Source organism: Actinomycetota bacterium, from assembly GCA_005888325.1.
Classification (GTDB): Bacteria; Actinomycetota; Acidimicrobiia; order Acidimicrobiales; family AC-14; genus AC-14.
Window position 1 is genome coordinate 134,643 of record VAWU01000023.1, and the last position, 20,725, is coordinate 155,367.

At 71.4% G+C, this 20,725-nt stretch carries 19 protein-coding genes; 15 read left to right on the forward strand and 4 right to left on the reverse strand.

Translation table 11 applies throughout. The features are described from left to right. Positions 1-54 precede the first annotated feature (54 nt). From E6G06_07835 to E6G06_07855, 5 genes are all read left to right on the forward strand, one after another. The gene (locus E6G06_07835) at positions 55-1,671 is read left to right on the forward strand and encodes a hypothetical protein (GenBank protein ID TML92038.1); all 1,617 of its coding nucleotides are present in this window, start codon (positions 55-57) and stop codon (positions 1,669-1,671) included. 4 nt (positions 1,672-1,675) lie between these two features. After that, entirely contained in the window at positions 1,676-2,569 is an 894-nt protein-coding gene (locus E6G06_07840) for a branched-chain amino acid ABC transporter permease (GenBank protein TML92039.1), read from the forward strand. Further along, complete coding sequence (locus tag E6G06_07845) at positions 2,569-3,669, forward strand: branched-chain amino acid ABC transporter permease (protein ID TML92040.1); 1,101 nt, start codon at positions 2,569-2,571, stop codon at positions 3,667-3,669. The genes E6G06_07840 and E6G06_07845 overlap by 1 nt, the downstream gene beginning before the upstream one ends. Next, positions 3,656-4,477 (forward strand): ABC transporter ATP-binding protein, encoded by an 822-nt coding sequence (locus E6G06_07850; GenBank protein TML92041.1) that lies wholly within the window; start codon positions 3,656-3,658, stop codon positions 4,475-4,477. The genes E6G06_07845 and E6G06_07850 overlap by 14 nt, the downstream gene beginning before the upstream one ends. Before the next feature lie 82 nt (positions 4,478-4,559). Further along, positions 4,560-5,276: an ABC transporter ATP-binding protein gene (locus E6G06_07855; protein ID TML92042.1), complete on the forward strand. Its 717-nt coding sequence runs from the start codon at positions 4,560-4,562 to the stop codon at positions 5,274-5,276. 261 nt (positions 5,277-5,537) lie between these two features. On the opposite strand, the gene E6G06_07860 is transcribed toward E6G06_07855, so the two are convergent. Then, on the reverse strand, positions 5,538-6,008 hold the full coding sequence (locus tag E6G06_07860; protein TML92043.1) for a hypothetical protein: 471 nt from the start codon (positions 6,006-6,008) through the stop codon (positions 5,538-5,540). A 53-nt stretch (positions 6,009-6,061) separates the two neighbouring features. Further along, entirely contained in the window at positions 6,062-7,582 is a 1,521-nt protein-coding gene (locus E6G06_07865) for a GGDEF domain-containing protein (GenBank protein TML92044.1), read from the reverse strand. Between the two features lie 77 nt (positions 7,583-7,659). Here E6G06_07865 and E6G06_07870 point away from each other — a divergent pair, with 77 nt between their 5' ends. The 6 genes from E6G06_07870 to E6G06_07895 all read left to right on the forward strand — a co-directional run bounded on the left by E6G06_07870 (position 7,660) and on the right by E6G06_07895 (position 14,806). Continuing rightward, complete coding sequence (locus E6G06_07870) at positions 7,660-9,891, forward strand: EAL domain-containing protein (protein ID TML92045.1); 2,232 nt, start codon at positions 7,660-7,662, stop codon at positions 9,889-9,891. Between the two features lie 55 nt (positions 9,892-9,946). Continuing rightward, positions 9,947-10,354 (forward strand): metal-binding protein, encoded by a 408-nt coding sequence (locus E6G06_07875; GenBank protein ID TML92046.1) that lies wholly within the window; start codon positions 9,947-9,949, stop codon positions 10,352-10,354. A gap of 32 nt (positions 10,355-10,386) precedes the next feature. Next, positions 10,387-11,469, forward strand: a complete 1,083-nt coding sequence (locus tag E6G06_07880; GenBank protein TML92047.1) for a zinc-binding dehydrogenase — start codon at positions 10,387-10,389, stop codon at positions 11,467-11,469. 48 nt (positions 11,470-11,517) lie between these two features. Beyond that, positions 11,518-11,925, forward strand: coding sequence for a hypothetical protein (locus tag E6G06_07885; protein TML92048.1), 408 nt, complete (start codon positions 11,518-11,520; stop codon positions 11,923-11,925). 83 nt (positions 11,926-12,008) lie between these two features. Then, the gene (locus E6G06_07890) at positions 12,009-13,190 is read left to right on the forward strand and encodes an acyl dehydratase (protein TML92049.1); all 1,182 of its coding nucleotides are present in this window, start codon (positions 12,009-12,011) and stop codon (positions 13,188-13,190) included. Further along, entirely contained in the window at positions 13,187-14,806 is a 1,620-nt protein-coding gene (locus E6G06_07895) for an acyl--CoA ligase (protein ID TML92050.1), read from the forward strand. The genes E6G06_07890 and E6G06_07895 overlap by 4 nt, the downstream gene beginning before the upstream one ends. Positions 14,807-14,823: 17 nt before the next feature. On the opposite strand, the gene E6G06_07900 is transcribed toward E6G06_07895, so the two are convergent. Continuing rightward, complete coding sequence (locus E6G06_07900) at positions 14,824-15,279, reverse strand: hypothetical protein (protein TML92051.1); 456 nt, start codon at positions 15,277-15,279, stop codon at positions 14,824-14,826. Positions 15,280-15,385: 106 nt separating this feature from the next. Here E6G06_07900 and E6G06_07905 point away from each other — a divergent pair, with 106 nt between their 5' ends. From E6G06_07905 to E6G06_07915, 3 genes are all read left to right on the forward strand, one after another. Beyond that, positions 15,386-16,261 (forward strand): hypothetical protein, encoded by an 876-nt coding sequence (locus E6G06_07905; protein ID TML92052.1) that lies wholly within the window; start codon positions 15,386-15,388, stop codon positions 16,259-16,261. Then, the gene (locus E6G06_07910) at positions 16,258-17,757 is read left to right on the forward strand and encodes an ATP-grasp domain-containing protein (protein TML92053.1); all 1,500 of its coding nucleotides are present in this window, start codon (positions 16,258-16,260) and stop codon (positions 17,755-17,757) included. The genes E6G06_07905 and E6G06_07910 overlap by 4 nt, the downstream gene beginning before the upstream one ends. A 472-nt stretch (positions 17,758-18,229) precedes the next feature. Continuing rightward, a complete protein-coding gene (locus E6G06_07915) occupies positions 18,230-18,532 on the forward strand; it encodes a WhiB family transcriptional regulator (protein ID TML92054.1) in 303 nt (100 codons plus the stop codon). Here the strand turns inward: E6G06_07915 and E6G06_07920 are convergent. Continuing rightward, entirely contained in the window at positions 18,527-19,834 is a 1,308-nt protein-coding gene (locus tag E6G06_07920) for an NAD(P)/FAD-dependent oxidoreductase (protein ID TML92055.1), read from the reverse strand. The genes E6G06_07915 and E6G06_07920 overlap by 6 nt on opposite strands. Positions 19,835-19,949: 115 nt before the next feature. Here E6G06_07920 and E6G06_07925 point away from each other — a divergent pair, with 115 nt between their 5' ends. Further along, complete coding sequence (locus E6G06_07925; protein ID TML92056.1) at positions 19,950-20,720, forward strand: crotonase/enoyl-CoA hydratase family protein; 771 nt, start codon at positions 19,950-19,952, stop codon at positions 20,718-20,720. The last annotated feature ends 5 nt before the right edge of the window (positions 20,721-20,725 follow it).

A 20,725-nucleotide genomic window follows, 5' to 3' on the forward strand; every position in this document is an offset into this window, starting at 1 on the left:
CCCTTGCTATTGTCGCTCGGCTGGCTGACCCCGACGGCTGACCCATGACGAGAGGTGGGGGGCGACGACGATCGGTCAAAAGCTCCGGCGTGCGAGCGTGTTGTTGTCTCTGCTCTGGGTGCTCCTCGTCGTTCCCATCGCCGTTCTCGCCGGCCCTGCCTCCGCCGCGGTCGGCCCGGCCGCGACGTCGTCGAGCCGCGCCGTCGCGACGACCCACCACCGCGCACCGCCCCCCGCCTTCTGGTTCACGGCTGCCGGGGTGGTGGCCCTCATCGTGGCCGGGGCGGTCGCGCTCGGAGCCCAGGGCGATCCTCAGCCGCCACGCCAGGGCAGCGTGCTGAAAGCCCTCGAACGCCGGTCCGATCCCAACTCGCCCCCGGAGGACAACTCGTGAGCCGCCGCATCTCCACCCTCGTCGTCCTCACCCTTCTCGTCGCGGCCGCGTGCGGCCAGAAGGACGGTGTGCACGTCGCGACCGCCGGCGGCGCGCCGTCCGGCGGCGCGGCGGCGGGGCCGGCGACGACCGCGGGCAACACGTCGGTCGAGACAGTGCCGAAGGGACCCGGCGACACCGACGGCGTCACCGACACCGAGATCCGCATCGGCGTGCACGCGCCGCTCACCGGCGCCGGCGCCAACGCCCCCAGCTTCGAGCAGGGCAAGGACCTCTACTTCCAGTCCGTCGGGCAGATCAACGGACGCACGGTCAAGGTGTTCTTCGAGGACGACAAGTACAACCCGAGCTCGGCCGTCGAAGCGTGCAAGAAGATGGTCGAGCAGGACAAGGTGTTCCTCCTCGTCGGGGGCGGGGGCGCCGACCAGATCGCGGCATGCGCCAAGTACGCGAACGGCGTCGGCGTGCCCTACCTGGCGGAGGGCGTGGGTCAGGCCGGCCTCGACAAGCTCCGTTCGTACTTCGCGCTGTCGATGACCTACCAGCAGCAGGGCGTGCTGCTGGCGCAGTACATCAAGAACGTCGTCCACGGCACCAAGGTGGCGATGGTGCGCGCCGACACCGACAACTTCGTGGACGCGCACACCGGCTTCCTCGCGGGGGTCAAGACGCAGAAGCTCGATCTCGTCCAGGACGTCACCATTCCCAAGGACGCGGCCGGAGCCGAGCTGCAGAGCGCGGCGGTCAAGCTCTGCGGCGGCACGAAGCCGGAGGTCGTCTACCCGCTCATGGCGCCGGTGCTCTTCCTCCAGTTCGCGGCCGCGGTGCGCTCGCAGAACTGCACCGTGCGATGGGCGGGTGTCGGCGTCACCATCGGCCTCAACATCGTCGCCGCCGCGCTGTGCGGCGGGAACGCCATCCCCGGCGGCGCGAGCTTCTTCTCGCCCTTTACCGGCATCGCGGACGCCGACACCGTCGATCCTGCGTACCAACAGACCTGGGCCAAGGTGAACGGAGGCAGGGGAGACGACATCGCATGGGGCCTCTGGGGGGCCGAGAAGCTGCTCGGGGCGATGCTGCAGGCCGCGGGCCGCGACCTCACCCGCCAGCACTTCGTGAACGCGGTCAACGGCAAGACGTTCTCGACCAAGGCGTACCCCGACGTCGACTACTCGAAGTCGCACTTCGGCGGGACGGGGGTGCAGGTGCTGAAGGCGGACTGCACCAAGAAGCCCCCCGAGTACGTCACCGAGTCCTCGTTCAAGACGTCGTTCTGACCCGATGCTCGCGTTCTCGGTCGCTCAACCGCTCGTGCTCGGGATCAGCAACGGCGCGGCCATCGGGCTGGTGGCTATCGGGCTGGTGCTCATCTACAAGAGCAGCCGGGTGTTCAACTTCGTCGCCGGTGAGTTCGTCACGCTGGGCGCCTTCGGCACCTACGTCGGCGACAAGGTGCTCAAGCTTCCGTACCCGCTCGCCATCGCCCTCGGCCTGCTGTTCGGGCTCATGGCCGGGCTCGTCACGGAGCGCCTGGTGATCCGGCCCCTCGCCAACCGACCCCGCGTCACCATCCTCGTCGCCACCGCGGCCCTGGCGAGTCTCCTCATCCCGGTGGAGATCATCATCGGAGGCGCGAAGTTCTTTGGCGCCCGGCCGATCGTCGGCGGACTCGGCTTCAAGGTGCCGGTCGCCGACGTCTACATGAGCTGGCAGCAGTTGATCATCGTCTGCACGCTCGCGGCCGCCGGCGTGGGGCTGGCCTGGTTCTTCGGGCGCACCGACCTGGGCCTGGCCGTGCTGGCGACGAGCCAGGAGCCGACCGCGAGCCGGTTGGTCGGCATCCGCCTCAATCGCATCACCCTCCTCACCTGGGGCCTGGCCGGGTTGCTCGGGGCGGTCGCCGGTGTGCTGCTGGCGCCGGTGACGTCACAGTTCCAGGCCGGCTACGGCACGACCACCGTCCTCATCGCCGCCTTCACCGCCGCGGTCGTGGGCGGCATGACGTCGGTGCCGGGCGCGTTCGTCGGTGGCCTGCTCGTCGGCCTGGTGCAGGCGTTCGCCCAGATCAACATCAGCTCCAAGACGCTGCCCGGAGCCAACAGCGTGGCCACCCTGGTGATGCTGCTCGCGGTCCTGCTCGTCCGGCCGACCGGCCTGCTGGGCAAGGAGGCCTAGTGGCGATCGACCTCGAGCCCGCGATCGCCGGAGACGTCTTCCCGGAAGAGCACCCGCGCGTCGCGCCGACCGCGCTCGGATGGCTCGGTCGCGCCGCCTTCGTCGTGGTCGTCGGCGCCGTCAGCCTCTACTACGTCCTTCACTTCGAGCCTGCCCACAGTGACGTGCTGGCCACCGGCGTCATCGTCGGCATCGGCGCGCTCAGCCTCAACGTGCTCGTGGGTTACTCGGGCCAGATCTCGCTGGGCCACCAGGCGTTCATCGGCATCGGAGCCTTCACGTCGGCGTACGTGATCAGCCAGTCCCACCAGAGCTTCTACGCGGGGCTGGCGGCAGGCGCGGTCGTCGGGATCGCACAGGCCGTCCTGCTGGGACTGGTGGCGCTGCGGGTGCGCGGCCTCTACTTCGCGCTGGTCACGCTCGTGTGGGGGTTCGTGGGCGAGAACTCGATCTTCCGGCTCGAGAGCTTCACGGGTGGGGGCGCGGGGCAGGACGCGCCCCGCCCCGGTGGCTTCACCACCGACCGCGCCTATCTCGGTCTCTGCGCCATCGTGCTCGCGGTCATCCTGTTGATCGACTGGCGGCTCGTCGCCACCAAGGCGGGCCGCGCCATGCAGGCGCTGCGCGAGAGCCCGCAGGTCGCCGCCAACTACGGCGTCAACGTGCGCGCCTACACGCTGCTCGCCTTCGCGGTCGCCGGGTTCTACGCGGGAGTCGCCGGCGCCCTGTTCGGGTCGCGGCGCCTCAACGTGGTGGCCGCGGACTTCACCTTCGCCCAGATCGCCCTGCCCTACCTCATCGTCGCGATCGTCGGCGGCCTGCGCCGGCGCGGGGGCATCGTGGTCTTCGCCCTGCTGTTCGTGCTGGCAGGCGACTGGCTGCCCGAGCTCGCCAAGAACCTCGGGGTCACCTACATCCAGGAGCGCGCCGGGCTCTTCATCCAGGCGTTCACGGGCGTGCTGGCCGTCCTCACGCTCATCTTCCAGCCCGACGGCCTGGGGACGGTGACCGCGCCCATCGGGAGGTGGTTGAAGGGCGAGCCCTTCCGGCGCGGTGGTGGCGAGGGCGGGGGAGCGGAGGGCGTCGATGTCCGTCCTTGAGACCACCGGGGTCTCGATCCGCTTCGGCGGCCTCCAGGCGCTGCAGGATGTCAGCCTGCGCGTCGGCGAGTTCGAGATCGTCGGGCTCATCGGCCCGAACGGCGCGGGCAAGACGACGATCTTCAACTGCATCACCGGTTTCTACCGGCCGCAATCGGGACGCGTGGAGTTCCAGGACCACGACGTCTCGGAGCTGCCACCCCACACGCGCAGCGCGCTCGGCATGGGCCGTACCTTCCAGAACGTCGGGCTCCGCAAGGAGGCGACGGTGCTCGAGAACATGTTGACCGCGCAGCACAGCAACGTGCCCTACGGCGCGGTGTCGGGCATGCTGGGCAGCCCGGCCAGCATCGCGAGCGAGCACACGCTGCGCCGCCGCTCCGATGCCATCCTCGAGATCCTCTCGCTCGGCCACCTGCGCGACACCCCGGTGCAGGGCCTCTCGTACGGCACGCTCAAGAAGGTCGAGATCGCGACCGCGCTCGCGACCGACCCCGACCTCCTGCTCCTCGACGAGCCGTCGTCGGGCATGGGGCCGCAGGAGGCGCATCAGTTGGGCGACGAGCTGCTCGAGCTGCGGCACGACTTCGAGCTGTCGATCTGCATGATCGAGCACCACGTTCCGCTGGTCGTCCGCGTGTGCGACTACGTCTACGTCCTCAACTTCGGCCAGCTGCTCACCGAGGGCCGCCCCGAGGAGGTGCAGCGCCACCCCGAGGTGGTGGCCGCCTACCTCGGTGAGGAGGCGCCGGAGGCGGAGGCCGAGGCCGAGCGCCTCGAGACCGGCCGCGAGGGGGTCAACCAGTGAGCGAGCACCGCAGCGCAGCGAGGAGCGCAGCTCCCATGTGGCAGGTCGGTGCACCGGCCGAGGTACGAGGCACGGTGAACCGATGAGCTATCTCGAAGTTCGGTCGCTGCGTGTCGGGTACGGGTCGATCCCGGTGTTGCAGGGCATCGACTTCGACGTGCAGGCGGGCCAGACGACGGTGCTGCTCGGGCTGAACGGCGCGGGCAAGACCACCACGGTCGCGAGCATCGCGGGTCTGCTGAAGCCCACGGGGGGCACGATCACCTTCGACGGCGAGCGTATCGACGGCCAGGATCCCGCCGGCCTCGTCCAGCGCGGCATCTCGCTCGTGCCGGAAGGTCGACGGGTGTTCCCCGCGCTCACGCTGGCCCAGAACCTGCGCCTCGGCTCATGGACGTCGCGCTCACGCCGCGCCGAGCTGAAGACGGCGGAGGAGCGCGTGTACGACTACTTCCCGATCCTCGCCGAGCGGCGCGACCAGCTCGCGGGCACGCTGTCGGGCGGCCAGCAGCAGATGCTCGCGATCGGGCGGGGCCTGATGAGCCTGCCCAAGCTCATCCTCATCGACGAGGCGTCGCTGGGGCTCTCGCCCAAGCTCGCGAAGACGGTGTTCGAGATCGTCGACCGCATCAACGACGACGGTGTCACCGTGATCATCGTGGAGCAGAACGTCGGCGTGCTGCGCCATGCCGACTCCGCGCTCGTGATGGAGAAGGGGGCGATCGTCTACTCGGGCTCGGGTGACGAGCTGCGGAAGGGCGACGAGCTGCGCAAGACGTATCTCGGCGCGGCGTCGTAGGCGCGGGACGGCGCTCGGGACGGTACCCGGAACGACGGGCGGGGCCTGTCCCTCAGGGTCCGTCCCGAATGGGCCCCTCCCCCTTCGGGGGCCCCTCCCCCTTCGGGGGCCCCTCCCATCCGGGGCCCTCCCTACGGGCCACCCGTCCGCCGTCCCTCCCTGCGGTCGGTACGGAACGCCATCCGCCCGTCGTTCCTCCCGCGGGCGGGACCGGAGCCCCCGAACGGAACCCGATCCCGGTGACGATGAGGAAAGGGTGGGTCAGGCGGTGACGGGGGCGGGTTGGCAGACCCGGCAGGGGGTGAGGCCCTCGGAGCGGGCGGCCTCGAGCGTGGTGGAGGGCAGGCCCTTGTCGGCGACCAGCGGGCAGTCGGGACGGTGGTAGGACGACGAGCCGATCACCACGCGGTCGGGGTTCGCCCCGGGGTTGCCGTTGGTGGCTGCCGCCGAGCTGCCGACCGCGTTGGCGAGGCGCGCGATGGCCGTGTTGAGCTCGCGGAGCTGGGCCTCGAGCACGCTGCGGTCGCGTCGGTTGCTCTGCACGACGACCAGAGCGGCGCCGAAGACGACCAGCGCGAGCCCGAGGAAGCCACCCGAGAGCAGGTACGGAACCTGGCCCTGCACGAAGTCGACGCCGGCGGCGCCGTTCCACGCGAGGCCGATGATCAGGATGCCGACGGCGATGCAGCCCAGGCCCAGCTGCCCACCGAGGTTCCCCCATGTGCGGCGCATGACGGGGATCGTAGCAATGCGGGCCGGCGCGATCCTCCGACGGTGACTCGGGCTCAGGCGCCGGCGGCCAGGGCCTCTTCGTCGAACCCGAACTCGGCGACGCGGTCGCGTCCCATGCGCTTGGCCGCGTAGAGCGCGGCATCCGCCCGCGCGAGCGTGAGCGAGGGTTTGGTCTCCGGCCCGTGCACGGCGACGCCCGCGCTGTAGGTCGTACGAGGCCGGCCGCGACGCCACTCCTCGAGGAGCCGTTCGGTCGTGTGCAGGGCGTGGGTGCCCGCCTCGCGCAGCACCACCACGAACTCCTCACCGCCGTAGCGGGCGATGAGGTCGGCGTCGCGGACGCAGGAACGAAGGTGGTGGGCGAGGGCGACGAGCACGGCGTCGCCCGCGGCGTGGCCGTCGGTGTCATTGACGTCCTTGAAGTTGTCGAGGTCGATGAGCACGACCGCATCACCGGCCTGGAGGGAGTCGAGCAGACCGACCGCGTGGCGCCGGTTGCCCACCCCGGTCAGCTCGTCACGCATCGACACCTCGGTCAGCACCTCGCGGGCGCGGCGCTCCTCCTCGTAGCGTTGCGCGTTCTCGAGCGCCCGCCCCGCCTGGCCGGCCAGCAGCTCGAACGCCTCCATGTCCTCGGACCGTGCGGGGATGACCCGGGTGCTGCCGGCCACGAGCGCGGCGGCCAGCCGTCCCTGCACCCACACCGGCGCGGCGACCGCGGTACGGATCCCGAGGGCGACGAGATCGGGCACCGCGAGCGGGTGCTCGCTGTAGTTCTCGAGGGTCACCAGGCTCCGGCGCTGGCGGACGAGCGAGGGCATGCCGCGCGAGGCGGGCTGCGGGCCGGTGAGGTAGCTCTCGGGCAGGCCGCGGGGCTGGGCCACGGTGTAGGTGTCGGTCGCGTCGTCGAAGACGCACAGGTTGGCTGCCTCGAAGCCGAGCCCGACGAGCGTGTCCACGACACCTGCGAGCACGGCATCGGAGTCGAGCGCGCTGATCGAGCCTGCCGCTCTTGCGACCGCGCTGAGAAGGTGGGCACGGTGCTCGGACACCTCGCGCGCCTCGGCCAGCTCCGACATGGCCCAGGCCACGGTCTCGCCCACGAGGAGGCACACGGGGATGGTCGACAGCACGGAGAGCACCGCTTCGGGGTTGTGGTGCCGTGCGAGGAGGGCCGGCATCAGATACGCGATCCCGGCGAGCGGTGCCATGCGCAACGAGGTCCACCGCGGATGGGCGAGGCCGACCCAGCAGAACACCACGACGTAGTAGACGCCGTAGGTGTACGGCGACGTCGTGCCGAAGCGGTTCCCGATGACGATGAGGGCGAAGGCGACGGGGAGGAGGACGAGCGTGGCCCGTGGATGCCATCTCGGCCAGGGGAGGACCCACACGACGATCCCCGTGAGCACCGCCGCCAGCCCGAGCGTGGTGGCGACGGCCCGGCTCACTGTCGCCTGCGATGGCACGTAGCTCAGGATGCTCGTCAGGGTGCCCGCGGCGACGAAGAGCCAGGCGGCCTGACGGGCCCCTGTGCTCGATGGCCTCGCCTCCCCTCCTGTCGCCCAGTCCATTGTGAAGACATCGGACGTACGGCGTCAGGACTGGAGCGCCCCTACACCGCGGGCCGAAGGGCGCCGATACGCGGTGGATGGTGCTGGCACCCACGACGAGCCGCTGGGACGTGGTGACGGGTCCGAGGGCGCGGGCCGGGTACGTGGCCGCCATAATCACCGCGGCCGCCTTCTGGTGCCTCGGCCGGTGGGACCTGGTCAACCCGCTGTCGCCGCTCCAGCTGGTCGTGCTGTTCGGCGGCGGGAACCTCTTCACCAAGTTCGTGGCCGTCTGGTGTCGCGCCCGCGCCTCCTACGCCCGCGCCCTGATCCGCATCGCGTCCGAGACGGCGCTCATCACGATCGTGATGTACGCGACCGGCTGGGGGCCGGTGCTGGCGGTCGGCTACATGTTCCTCGTGCACGACGTCGTCGGCGACGTCGGCGCCCGCGCCTGGCGGATCGTTCTCGTGTGCGCGCTCACCGGCATCGCCCTGGGGCAGCTCGCCATCGCCGCCAACATCGCGCCATCGTTCATCGCCGCCCCGCGGGTGCACGGGCTGGCGTCCCTCGGCGCGCTCGGGTTGGCGTTCGCCGTGCGGATGTTCGGACGGGCCACGGAGGAGAAGGAGCACGCGCGCCAGACCGTGGTGCGCAGCGAGCGGCGCATGAGCGCGCTCGTCCAGAACGCCTCCGACATCATCATCGTGCTCGACCGCGACCGTTCGTTCGTCTACGTCAGCCCCGCGATCGAGCGCATCCTCGGGGCGCCGGCCGAGTCCTACCTCGGCCCGGACCACGTGGAGATGATCCACCCGGACGACCTCGACACCACGCGCGAAGTGATGCTCGAGGCGATCGAGCACCCGGGCCGTCAGGTGCGGACGGAGCTGCGCGTCCAGCATCACGACGGCAGCTGGCGCTGGATGGAGGCGAGCCTCGTCAACCTGCTCGACGAGCCCGCGGTGGGAGGCATCGTCGTCAACCTCCACGACGTGACCGACCGGCGCCACCAGGCGCTGCACGACATGCTCACCGGGCTTCCCAACCGGGCGTCGCTCGCCGAACGGCTGCGGCAGTCGATCGCCTGGGGACGAGCGCGCGACGCGCAGTGGGCGCTGCTGCTCCTCGACGTCGACCGCTTCCGCGAGGTGAACGACACCTTCGGGCACCACAACGGCGACAAGCTCCTGCGCGAGATCGGCGCGCGGGTCAGCGGGATGCTCGGGGAACGCGATGTCGTGGCGCGGCTGGGTGGCGACGAGTTCGCGGTGTTGTGGGAGGTGGAGGACGAGGCCGGGGTGCTGGCGTTCGCGGCTCGGGTTCTCGACGAGTTGCGCCGGCCGGTCGCCGTCGAGGGCATGACCCTGTGCGTCGACGCGAGCATCGGCGTCGTCTTCGTCTCCGACAATGACGACGACCTCGACGACCTCCTGGCGCGGGCCGACGTCGCCATGTACGTGGCGAAGACGACGCACAGCGGCTGTGAGCTCTACGACATGAACCGCGACCAGTCGAGCGTCGGCCGCACGGCGATGGCCGGCGAGCTGCGGCGGGCGCTCGACGGTCGCGAGCTGATCGTGCACTACCAGCCCAAGGTCGAGCTCGCCACCGGCCGGGTCATCGGGGCCGAGGCGCTCGTGCGCTGGCAGCATCCGCGCCACGGCCTCGTTCTTCCGGACAAGTTCGTGCCGGTGGCGGAGCAGACCGGGCTGATCGACGCGCTCAGTCGCTACGTCCTGGCCGCCGCCCTCGGCGAGTGCCGGCGCTGGCGCGAGGCGGGGTTCGACATGGGCGTTGCGGTCAACCTGTCGACGCGCAACCTGGTCGACGTGTCGCTGCCCGACGACGTGCGCCTCTTGCTCGCCGAGGCCGAGATCGCACCGGCCTCGCTCGACCTCGAGATCACCGAGAGCGCGCTGCTCGCCGACCCGCTTCGCGCGGCAGACGTCGTGCGGCGGCTCAGCGCGCTCGGGGTCCGCATCGCGATCGACGATTTCGGTACCGGCTACTCGTCATTGGCGCACCTGCGCCGTCTGCTCGTCTCGGAGATCAAGATCGACAAGTCGTTCGTCACCACGATGGCAGCCAACGCCGACGACGCGATCATCGTGCGGTCGACGATCGAGCTCGCCCACAGCCTCGGCCTCCGCGTGGTCGCGGAAGGCATCGAGAGCAAGGTCGTGTGCGAGCAGCTGCGCGCCCTCGGCTGTGACATCGGTCAGGGCTACTACCTCGGGCCGCCCGTGGCGAGCGCTGAGCTCATGGACTGGCTGTGGGACCAGCACCGGCTCGCCGAAGGCGGCATCGAGGCCATCGCCAGCCGCTGACGGCGCACGGTCGAGCCGACGGGCGGTCGCACCCCTGACGGGCGAAGATGGGCGCATGACCAACGAACCCCCGCGCCGTCATCCCCGAATCGCCCGCTCCCTCGCCGTGCTCGCGGTCGCAGCCGTCGCGCTCGGCTCCACCGCCTGCGGCAGCGACAAGAAGACCAGTGCCGGCACCGGGGGGAAGACCACCTCGGGCGGCGCCACGTCGGGCACGGTGATCACGATCAAGGACTTCAAGTTCTCCCCCGACCCGCTCAAGGCACCGGCGGGGGCCACGATCACGATCAAGAACGACGACACCACGACCCACACCGTGACGGCCGACGACAAGAGCTTCGACTCCGGTGAGGTCGCCAACGGCACGTCGGGCAAGATCACGCTCCCCACCAAGGCCGCGACGGTCAAGTACCACTGCCAGATCCACAACTTCATGAAGGGCAGCATCGAGGTGACGGCCTGATCCGTCCCTCCGGAGCCGGGGGCGGGGAGACCGTGAGGGCGCTCGTGCTGGAGGAGCCGAGGTGGCTGCGGGCGCACGACCTGCCCCGCCCCGCGGTCGGCGAAGACGACGGGCTCCTGCGCGTCGAAGCCTGCGGTCTCTGCGGCACCGATCACGAGCAGTACTCCGGCGTCCTGCGCGGTGGCTTCGCGTTCGTGCCCGGCCACGAGGTGGTCGGGGTCGTCGAGGCGCTCGGCGCGGCCGCGGCGGCGCGGTGGGACGTCGCGGTGGGCGACCGCGTCGCGGTCGAGGTCTTCCAGTCGTGCGGTGCGTGCGCGCCATGTGTCGCGGGGGAGTACCGGCACTGCCGCCGGCACGGCATCGGCGACATGTACGGCTTCATCCCGGTCGACAAGCCACCCGGCCTGTGGGGCGGATACGCGGACCACCAGTACCTCGCGCCGGACTCCCGGGTGCTGCGCGTGCCGGCGTCGCTCGACCCCGTCGTCGCCACCGCGTTCAACCCGCTGGGCGCGGGCATCCGGTGGGGCGTCACCGTGCCCGGCACGTCCGAGGGCGACGTCGTTGCCGTGCTCGGGCCGGGGATACGCGGCCTGTCCGTAGTCGCGGCCGCACGCGAGGCCCGCGCCGGCTTCGTGCTGCTCACCGGGCATGGCCCGCGCGACCGCGAGCGGCTCGAGATCGGGCACGCGTTCGGCGCGGACCTCACTGTCGACAGCGCGGTCGACGATCCCGTCGCCGCGCTGAAGGACGCCACCGGCGGCCTCGCCGACGTCGTCGTCGACGTCACCGCCAAGGCGCCCGCCGCGCTGGCCCAGGCGCTGGCGCTGGCCCGACCGGGCGGCACCGTCGTGGTGGCGGGCACGCGCGGCTCGGCGGAGGCGCCCGGCTTCTGGCCGGATCTCATCGTGTACAAGGAGCTGCGCATCCTCGGCGTGCTGGGCGTCGACACGACGGCGTACCGCGCCGCCCTCGACCTGCTCGCCTCGGGGCGCTATCCGTTCGTCGACCTGCCCCGGCGGGTGACGGGGCTCGAGGGGGTCGAAGCCCTGTTGCAGACCCTCGCGGGAGAGCGCGACGAGCCGCGCCCGGTCCACGCCGTGGTCGTACCGTGAACCACCGGGGGGGTGCACGCCCGGCGCGGTCCGTGGTACGACGCAACCGTGAGCGAAGACCTCGAGCCGACCATCGTCGAGCCCCACACCCACATCGACGGCGCGGTGATGATCTCGTTCGGCGCGGTGCAGACCGGTCGCGAGGCGCTGGCCGTCGAGACCTTCCTGGAGCTGTCCCGGTACCTCGGCCAGCTGCTCACCGACGGCGTCATCGCCGAGTTCCAGCCCTTCTTCTTCGCCGACGGCCAGCTCGGCGACGTGAGCGGCTTCTTCCTGGTGGAGGGTCAGCGGGCGAAGCTCGACGACCTCCGACGCGACGAGGCGTTCGTGCGCCAGATGCTGCGGGCCAGCGCGGCGACCGACAACGTGCGGGTGCACACGCTGATCGCGGGCTCCGACGCGGGACGCCTCGTGAACCTCTACCGCGAGGTCCGCGCCGAGCTCGGCCTCATCTAGTGGCGGTACGCTCCTGACACCGACGTCAGGGACACCGACGTCAGGGGCACGAGTCAGGGGCACGAGCAGAGACGGGGTGAGGCATGACTCAGGTCGATGGGGCCCAGGCCGGCGAGCGCGTCACGCTCGACACCACCGATGTCGACCGCCAGATCGGGCGGGAGCTCGGCGGGGGCCAGCTCAAGGAGCCGGTGTCGGCCACCGACATCCGCCGCTGGGTGCAGGGGATGCAGTACCCCAACCCGCTGCACTACGACGAGGAGCACGCGGCCCGCAGCCCGGTCGGGCGACTGGTCGCGCCGCAGTCCTTCCTGGTGTGCTGCGACGTCGGCCACGGCGCCACGCCCGCCATCGTGGGCACGATCCCCGGCACGCACATGATCTTCGGCGGCGACGAGTGGTGGTTCAGCGGCGTCCGGGTGTACCCCGGCGACCACCTGCGCCAGCGGCGGTGGTTCGTCGACTACAAGATCGCCGACACCAAGTTCGCGGGGCCGACCATGTTCAGCCGGGGCGACACCGTGCACACCAACGTGCGGGGGGAGCTCGTGGCCAAGCAGCGCAGCACCGCGGTGCGCTACCTGGCCGAGGAGGCCAGGCGGCGCGGGTTCTTCCACCAGGCCGCGCCCCGCCCGACGTGGACCCCCGAACGGCTGGCCGAGATCGACCGTCAACGATCGACGTGGATCCGCGCTCGGGCCGGAGAGCGCGGTCGCCGCTTCGATGACGTCTCGGTCGGCGACGCGATGGTGACCCGTCCGATCGGGCCCCACACGATCGCCACGTTCACGACCGAGTGGCGGGCGTTCATCTTCGCCGCGTGGGGCTCGAGCCGGCACGAGGGCCCCGACCACATCGAGGACGCGGGCTGGTTGCCCGAGATGTCGCGCAACCTCGAGGCCGCCCAGGAAGACCCGAGCCTGGCCGACGGTCTCTACAAGGGACCGTCGCGCGGCCACACCGACGAGGAGCACGCCGAGCTCATCGGCCTCCCACGCGCCTACGGCTACGGCGCCTCCATGGGCGCGTGGGCGCTCGACTACGCGGGCCACTGGGCGGGCGACCTCGGGTTCGTCCGCCACTCCGACATCCAGTACCGCTTCCCGCCGTTCGAGGGCGACGTGACGTTCGTCGACGGCGTCGTCGCGGCCAAGCGCTTCGACGCCACCGTCGGCGCCGGCCTGGTGGAGGTCGACCTGGTGATGACGAACCAGGACGGGTCGGTGATGGCCAAGGGCAAGGTGGAGATCCAGCTCGCGGCGTGACCACCTTCCGGGGGCCGCCGCTGTCGAGCGAGCCGGGCATCGGCTCGCTCACCCTCGGCGGCTTCCTGCGCGAGGTGGCCACCCGCCACGCCGACCGCGAGGCGATCGCCTTCCATCCCGACGGGATCGCCGGCCCCGTCCTGCGTTGGAGCTACGCGGGCCTGGCCGACGACGCGACGCGGATCGCAAAGGCGCTGCTGGCGGCCGGGGTGGGGAAGGGCACGCGCGTCGCGCTGCTGATGGGCAACCGGCCCGAGTGGGTGGCGACGGCCTACGGCGTGGCCCTCGCCGGGGCGGTGCTCGTCCCGCTCAACACGTGGTACGAGGCGCCCGAGCTCGCCTACGTCCTCCGGCACTCCGACGCCGCGCTCCTGCTCGTGCAGCGCCGGCTGCTGACGCACGACTACCTCGAGCGGCTGGCGCCCGCGGGAGGGCCGGAGCTCCCGTTCCTCCGTCGCGTGGTCTGCCTCGGCGACGAGTGGGACGAGCTCCTCGCTGCGGGCGACGACGTGAGGGACGCGCGGCTCGACGCCGCCGCGGCGGAGGTCGCGCCCGCCGACGACGCGCTCGTCGTGTACACGTCGGGCACCACGGCTCGTCCGAAGGGAGTGCTCCACGCGCACCGCGCGCCGACGTTGCAGGCGTGGCGCTTCGCGCGGCTCCTGCGCCTCGAGCCCGACGTGCGCACGTGGAGCGCGTTCCCCTTCTTCTGGTCCGCAGGCTTCAACATGGTCATGGGCGCCACCCTCGCGGGTGGCGGTTGTCTCGTGCTGCAGGAGACCTTCGAGCCGGGTGAGGCCCTTCGACTGCTCGAGTCCGAACGGGTGACGTCGCCGCACGCGTGGCCCCACCAGCTCGCGCAGCTCGAGGACCATCCCGACTGGGAGACGCGCGACCTGTCGGCGCTGAGGCACGTCGAGGCGTTCACCAGCTTCGGTCGCCACAAGACCGTGCACGTCGACGACGCGTGGAGTCCGCGCGCCGCGTACGGCGCCACCGAGACGGCGACGATCGTTTGCGCCTTGCCCGCGGACGCGCCCGCCGGCGAGCGGGCCGACAACCACGGCGCGGTCCTGCCCGGCAACGCGCTGCGCATCCTCGACCCGACGACGGGCGACGCGTTGGAAGCCGGGCAGAGCGGCGAGATCGCGGTGAAGGGCCCGACGTTGATGAAGGGCTACGTCAAGGTGCTCCCCGAAGCGTGCTTCGACGAGGACGGCTTCTTCCACACGGGCGACGCGGGCTTCGTCGACGAGCGCGACCGACTGCACTGGACGGGCCGCACGAGCGACCTCATCAAGACGGGCGGCGCCAACGTGTCACCGGTCGAGATCGAGGAGACGTTGCTGAGGCACCCGGGCCTGACCGCGGCGCTGGCGGTGGGCCTGCCGCACCCGACGCTCGGCGAGATCGTCGTGGTGTGCGCGGTGGCCCATCACGGCCACACCGTCGACGAGGAGGACGTGCGTGCGTTCCTGCGCGGGCGCATCGCGTCCTACAAGATCCCGCGGCGGGTGGTGCTCGTGGACGAGTCGGACCTCACCCGCACCGGCAATGCGAAGATCCGCACCGATGAGCTGCGGGCGCTCGCGTCGCGGTTGCTCGACGAGCGCTGACCGACGCGTGCAGCCCCTCAGGGTCCGATGAGCAGCGTGCCCCTGACCGCGTGGCTGCCGGGCCCGATCTTCACCGAGACGCTCTCGGCCCTCGTCCGGCCCGGCTCGATCTCACCGATGCTCACGGGCACCGACGTGCCCCGCACCACCAGCCTCACCGAGCCCCGCCAGGTGTAGCGGGTGTTGTTGGTGATGGGCAGGGTGACGCGCACATGACCCGGGCGGTCGGCGCCCACGGCCATGTCGAGCACGAGCCCACCGCACTGGCCGTTCGCCTCCTCGGGTGTCAGCGTCGCCGCGCTGGTCACGAGGGGAGCGCCCCGCGCGGGTACCTCGAGGGTGAACGGCGCGCGCGTGCCTGCGCGGCAGGTGATGACGTGGGTGAGCCCGTCGAGCGAAGAAAGGCCGACGGGGATGAGGAAGATCCCGAACAACCCCAGCAGGGCCAGTCGCGAACGGAGGACGGTCGGCACTGCCTCAGTGTCGGCAGACGCGGTGGTCGGGTCAACGATCCCACCTCCGCCCGCCACCGCCGACATCGCCGGGGCGCGCGGGCCGCTGTCTTACCATGAGGGGCCCGTGGACCCCACGAGAAGTCCCCTGCGGGGCATGAGCTACACCCAGGCCCGCCGACTGCTCGTGGCGGTCGGCGTCGGTGTCCTCGGCGTGCTCGCGCTCGTGATGTTCGCCCGGCGGGTGGAGGCGGTCGAGGTGGTCGCCGTCCTTCTCTTCGTACCCGTGTTCCTCGCGCTCCTGCGCTGGGACCTCGCGGGGGGCTTGGCGGCCGCAGCCGTCGCCAGCGTCGCGTACATCGCGATGCGCGCCTCCGCGATCGATGCGGTGGGCGCGAGTCGCTTCACCGGGCTGATCGTGGCCCGCGCCATCGGGTACTTCGTCTTCGGCGCGCTGGGGGGATGGGCCAACGCCTACCTGCGTGCGTCGCTGACGAAGCTCGACCTCTACGACCAGATCGACGATCTCACCGGGCTGTTCAACGCCCGCGCCTTCATCCTCGGAACCGACTTCGAGATGGCCCGAGCTCGCCGCTACCAGTCGATCTTCGCGGTCGTCGTGGTGGACATCCCCGACGCGTCGCTCGAGCGCCTTCCGCGGCGAGCGTACGTCCGGCTCCTCCGCGAGCTGGGCCGCCTGCTGGGCGGAAGCGTGCGGGAGGTCGACCGGATGGCGCACGGTCGCGGCAACGCGCACCACCGTCTGGCCGCGATCCTCCCCGAGACCGGCCCCGAGGGCGCGCGCGTGTTTGCTGCGCGTCTGGCGGATCGGATGGCCGAGTTCCTCGGTGGGCGGGGCATCGCGCTCGACGCCGGCGGGCTGCGCGTCGTCGCGCTCACCTATCCCGACGACGAGGACGCGCTCGCGCAGCTACGCCGGGAGTTCGCGACGATCGACAACGTCGAGCATCCCGAGGCGTCTGAACCGACCCGCGCCCCGTGACGTGGGACGAGCGGCAGCACGCGCTCGCGACGCGTCTGGCCGGACACCCGTTGACCGCCCTCGAGCAGGGCACGCTCGTCGTCATCCCTTCCACCACGTTCCCGAGCGTCGAGCTGCGCAAGATCACCGGGATCGAGCACTACGAGGAGCGGATGCTCTTCACCGTGCTCCTGTTGCGCCGCCCCGAGCTGCGCATCGTGTTCGTCACGGCGGTGCCGGTCGACGGCGCGGTGACCGAGTACTTCCTCCGTCATCTCCCCGACCCGGACGACGCGCGGCGGCGGCTCCACCTCGTGTCGGTCGGCGACCCCGAGCCGCGCGCCTTGAGCGAGAAGCTGCTGGCCCGACCCGACGTGCTCGACGAGATCCGTGCCCGCGCGGGCGACGCGTCGTCGGCCTGCGTGCTGCCGTTCAACGTCACGCCGCTCGAACGCCGGGTGAGCGACGCGCTGGGACTGCCGGTGTTCGGCGCGTCCCCGGAGCAGTTCGTGCTGGGGTCGAAGACGGGCTCGCGCCGGGTGGCGCGTCGCGCCGGGGTCGCGGTGCTCGACGGCGCCGAAGGGCTCGGCTCGGTCGACGAGGTGGAGCGCGCGGTCACCGAGCTGATCGAGCGGCAACCCGAGGCGCGCGCCGTCGTGGTCAAGCTGAACAACGGCTTCTCGGGTCAGGGCAACGCGATCATCGACGTCGCCGACCTGACGTCGCCGCTCGACGCGTCACCGACCTACTTCTGCGCCGAGGGCGAGTCGTGGCCCTCGTTCGGCGCCAAGATCGCGGCCGAGGGAGCGATCGTGGAAGAGCTCGTGCGCCATCCCGGGGCGACGTCACCCAGCGCGCAGCTCCGCATTGCGCCCGGCGGCAGGGCGGAGGTCCTCTCGACGCACGACCAGGTACTGGGCGGTCGCGACTCGCAGGTCTACCTGGGCTGCCGCTTCCCCGCCCGGGACGCGTACCGGCCCGCGGTCACGGTTGCGGCGCGGCGGGTGGCCGACGTGCTGGCGGCTGAAGGCGTCATCGGGTCGTTCGGCATCGACTTCGTCGTCGTGCCCGACGGCGACGCCCACATCGCGTACCTGAGCGAGATCAACCTGCGCCTCGGTGGAACGACCCACCCCTTCTGGATGGCGCGCCTGGTCACCGGGGGCACGTACGACGAGGAGGCAGGCGAGCTCATGGTCGGTGGCTCGCGGCGGGCGTACGTCGCCACCGACAACCTGAGGTCACCTGCGCTCGTGGGCCGGCGCCCGGCCGAGGTGATCGACGCCGTGGAGCGGCTCGGCCTGGGGTTCGACGCCGCCACCGGCACGGGTGTGACGCTCCATCTGCTGGGCGCCCTGCCCCGCTACGGGAAGATGGGCGCGGTGTGCATCGGGCGCACACCCGAGGAGGCGGAGGCGATCGACCGCCGGCTGCACGCGGCCGTCGAGCAGCTGCCCCCGGAGGGTTCAGAGCCCGCCGCGCCGCCCCGATCACCTCCGGCTTCAGGCGACGGCTGAAGCCGCCGAGAAAAGAGGTTGACGACCGACGGGCCGGCGTGGTGCGATTGACCGCCCGACGCGTGGGGTCGGGAGCAGCACCGCTCGAAACCGCCTCACCAGAGAGACAGCTTCACCAGAGAGACCGCTTCACCAGAGAGACAGTGGAGGAATCAGTGTTGGGTTGCCCGTGGTACGCCGAACTGCCCCCGGAGGGCACTGGCGTTGCCGCGCGGCCGTTCACCGCTGTCCCGGCCGTGCATGCGAGCGACTCGCAGGCGAACTTCATGCACATGACCGCCACCCCGGGCAGCAAGTCCACCCGATCGCTCATCAACGACCACACGATCGGGCGGCCGAGGGTCCCAGGAGGTTCAACCGGGTAAGTGTCCCCGGTCCCTCCTCTGAAGGGCCCCATGGCCGCCGGATCATCCGGCGGCCTTTTTGTATCCCCGAATCAGAGCAGGAACCCGACGAAGACCAGGAGAAGGCGATGTTCGCCGCATGGCAGGACGACAACCGGGAGCAGTTCTGGGCCGAGGCCTCGTGCAACGACGGCACCGGGTCGCTCGTGGCCCTGTTCTTCTCCGAGCAGCTCGACGACATCGCCCGCGCCAAGAGGATCTGTGGCGAGTGCGCGGTACGGGTGGAGTGCTTCGAAGGGGCGCTCGCCCGGCGCGAGCCCTTCGGCGTCTGGGGTGGCCAGCTGTTCCTCAACGGGAAGGTGCTGGCGCACAAGCGTCCGAGGGGCCGGCCGCGGAAGCACCCGCTCCCCGACACGCAGATCGCCTCATAGGGGCGGCCCCGCCCGGGAGGGTCCCGGGCGGGCCGGCGGTGCCTCCGGAGACAGGGGCTCGACGATCAAGCGGGAGCCGCGGTCATAGGTGAGGTAGTTCCACGCCCAGCTGAGCAGCACGCTCGTGCGGTTGCGGAAGCCGATGAGGTACACGAGGTGCAGGCCGAGCCACATCAGCCAGGCGACGAAGCCCCGGAAGCGCAGTCCCAGCGGCAGCTCGGCGACGGCGGCGTTCCGCCCGATCGTCGCCATGGTGCCCTTGTCGAAATAGCGGAACCGGCGGGGCCGGCGCCCATGCAGGCTGCGGGTGATCTCGCGGGCGACGTGGCGGCCCTGCTGCATCGCGACGGGAGCGAGCTGCGGGTAGGGGCGACCCCTCCGGTCGTGTGCTCCCGCGGCGTCGCCGATGACGAACACGTCGGGTCGGCCCTCGACGCGCAGGTCGGGACCGACGCGCGCCCGGCCGGTCGAGTCGACGGGCAGCCCGAGGGCGGCGACGAGCGGGTGCGGCCGCACACCCGCCGCCCACACCAGGGTGCGCGTCGGGATCACCGTCCCGCCGTCGAGACGGACCGCTTCGGCGTCCACCTCCTCGACCATGCGCCCGAGGAGCACCTCGACGCCCCGCGCCTCGAGCGTGCGTCGCGCGTGCTCGCCGAGCGAGGGATGCATGGCGGTGAGGAGCCGGTCGAGCGCCTCGACCAGCACGACCCGTGCCCCGCCGAGGTCGACGCGGGGAAAGTCCTTGGCCAGCACCATCCGGAACAGCTCCACGAGCGCGCCGGCCATCTCGACGCCCGTGGGACCGCCGCCGACGATGACGAAGGTCAGCCGCCCGACCTGTTGGACCTGCGGGTCGACGTCGGCGGCCTCGAACTGCTTCAGGATGTGCGCGCGGATGGCGACGGCGTCGGTGATCGACTTCAGCGGGAACGCGTGCTCGTCTACGCCCGGCACGTTGAACGAGCTCGACACCGCACCGGGCGCCAGCACGAGCCGGTCGAAGGGCACGGTGTCGCCCTCCGCGGTGAGCAGCTCGCGCCGCGACCAGTCGGCTCCGCACACGGTGCCCAGCCGCGCGTGCACGTTGGGCCGGCCGTGGAAGATGGCCCGTACCGGGTGGGCGATGCTCTCGGCGTCGAGGCCGGCGGTGGCGACCTGGTAGAGGAGAGGTTGGAAGGTGTGGTGGTTGCGCTGGTCGACGACCACCACGTCGACGTCGCGGCCCGCGAGCGCACGCGCCGCGCTCAGGCCGCCGAACCCTGCGCCCACGATCACCACGCGCGGGGCGGTGGACGTCATCTTGTGAGGCTATTCACAAGATTCGGCGCGGACAACGCCGATAACGTCGAGCGCGCGTGATGGACAGCGACCTGCGCGACGACGCGACGATCCTCGGCCTGGACCGGAAGGGCCCGTGAGCGGTCCGACGGTGCGCACCGAGGTCGACGGGCCGGTTGCGATCGTGACCATCGACCGGCCCGAGGTGCGCAACGCCGTCGACGGGCCCACCGCCGCGGCGTTGGCCGACGCCTTTCGCACCTTCGACGAGGATCGAGACCGGGCTGTCGCGATCCTCACCGGCGCCGGTGGCACCTTCTGCGCGGGCGCCGACCTGAAGGCCGTGGGCGCGGGCCGGGGCAACCGCGTCGAGCCGCACGGCGACGGCCCGATGGGGCCGACGCGTCTGCTGCTCTCGAAGCCGGTGCTGGCCGCGGTGGAGGGCCATGCCGTCGCCGGCGGCCTCGAGCTCGCCCTGTGGTGTGACCTGCGGCTGGCCGCGCGCGACGCCGTGTTCGGTGTCTACTGCCGGCGCTGGGGCGTGCCGCTCTGCGACGGGGGCACCGTGCGATTGCCGCGGCTGATCGGCCAGAGCCACGCGCTCGACCTCATCCTCACCGGACGGGGCGTGTCGGGCGACGAGGCGCTCTCGATGGGCCTGGCCAACCGTCTCACCGACCCCGGGCACGCGATCGACGAAGCCCTCGCGCTCGCCCACCGCCTCGCGGCCTTTCCCCAGCTGTGCATGCGCTCCGACCGCATGTCGGCGTACGAGCAGTGGGCGCTCGACGGCGACGAGGCCCTGGGTAACGAGACGCGACGGGGTCTCGCGGTCATCCGCTCGGGCGAGACGTTGGAGGGCGCGACGCGATTCGTCGCCGGCGAAGGGCGTCACGGGCAGTTCTGACGCAA

What these genes read in the sequence shown, in the direction of transcription:
- E6G06_07840 (TML92039.1), top strand. Translation starts at nt 1,676, where the DNA reads ATGCTCGCGTTCTCGGTCGCTCAACCGCTCGTGCTCGGGATCAGCAAC.
- E6G06_07850 (TML92041.1), top strand. Translation starts at nt 3,656, where the DNA reads ATGTCCGTCCTTGAGACCACCGGGGTCTCGATCCGCTTCGGCGGCCTC.
- E6G06_07855 (TML92042.1), top strand. Translation starts at nt 4,560, where the DNA reads ATGAGCTATCTCGAAGTTCGGTCGCTGCGTGTCGGGTACGGGTCGATC.
- E6G06_07860 (TML92043.1), bottom strand. Translation starts at nt 6,008, where the DNA reads ATGCGCCGCACATGGGGGAACCTCGGTGGGCAGCTGGGCCTGGGCTGC.
- E6G06_07865 (TML92044.1), bottom strand. Translation starts at nt 7,582, where the DNA reads ATGGACTGGGCGACAGGAGGGGAGGCGAGGCCATCGAGCACAGGGGCC.
- E6G06_07870 (TML92045.1), top strand. Translation starts at nt 7,660, where the DNA reads ATGGTGCTGGCACCCACGACGAGCCGCTGGGACGTGGTGACGGGTCCG.
- E6G06_07875 (TML92046.1), top strand. Translation starts at nt 9,947, where the DNA reads ATGACCAACGAACCCCCGCGCCGTCATCCCCGAATCGCCCGCTCCCTC.
- E6G06_07890 (TML92049.1), top strand. Translation starts at nt 12,009, where the DNA reads ATGACTCAGGTCGATGGGGCCCAGGCCGGCGAGCGCGTCACGCTCGAC.
- E6G06_07915 (TML92054.1), top strand. Translation starts at nt 18,230, where the DNA reads ATGTTCGCCGCATGGCAGGACGACAACCGGGAGCAGTTCTGGGCCGAG.
- E6G06_07920 (TML92055.1), bottom strand. Translation starts at nt 19,834, where the DNA reads ATGACGTCCACCGCCCCGCGCGTGGTGATCGTGGGCGCAGGGTTCGGC.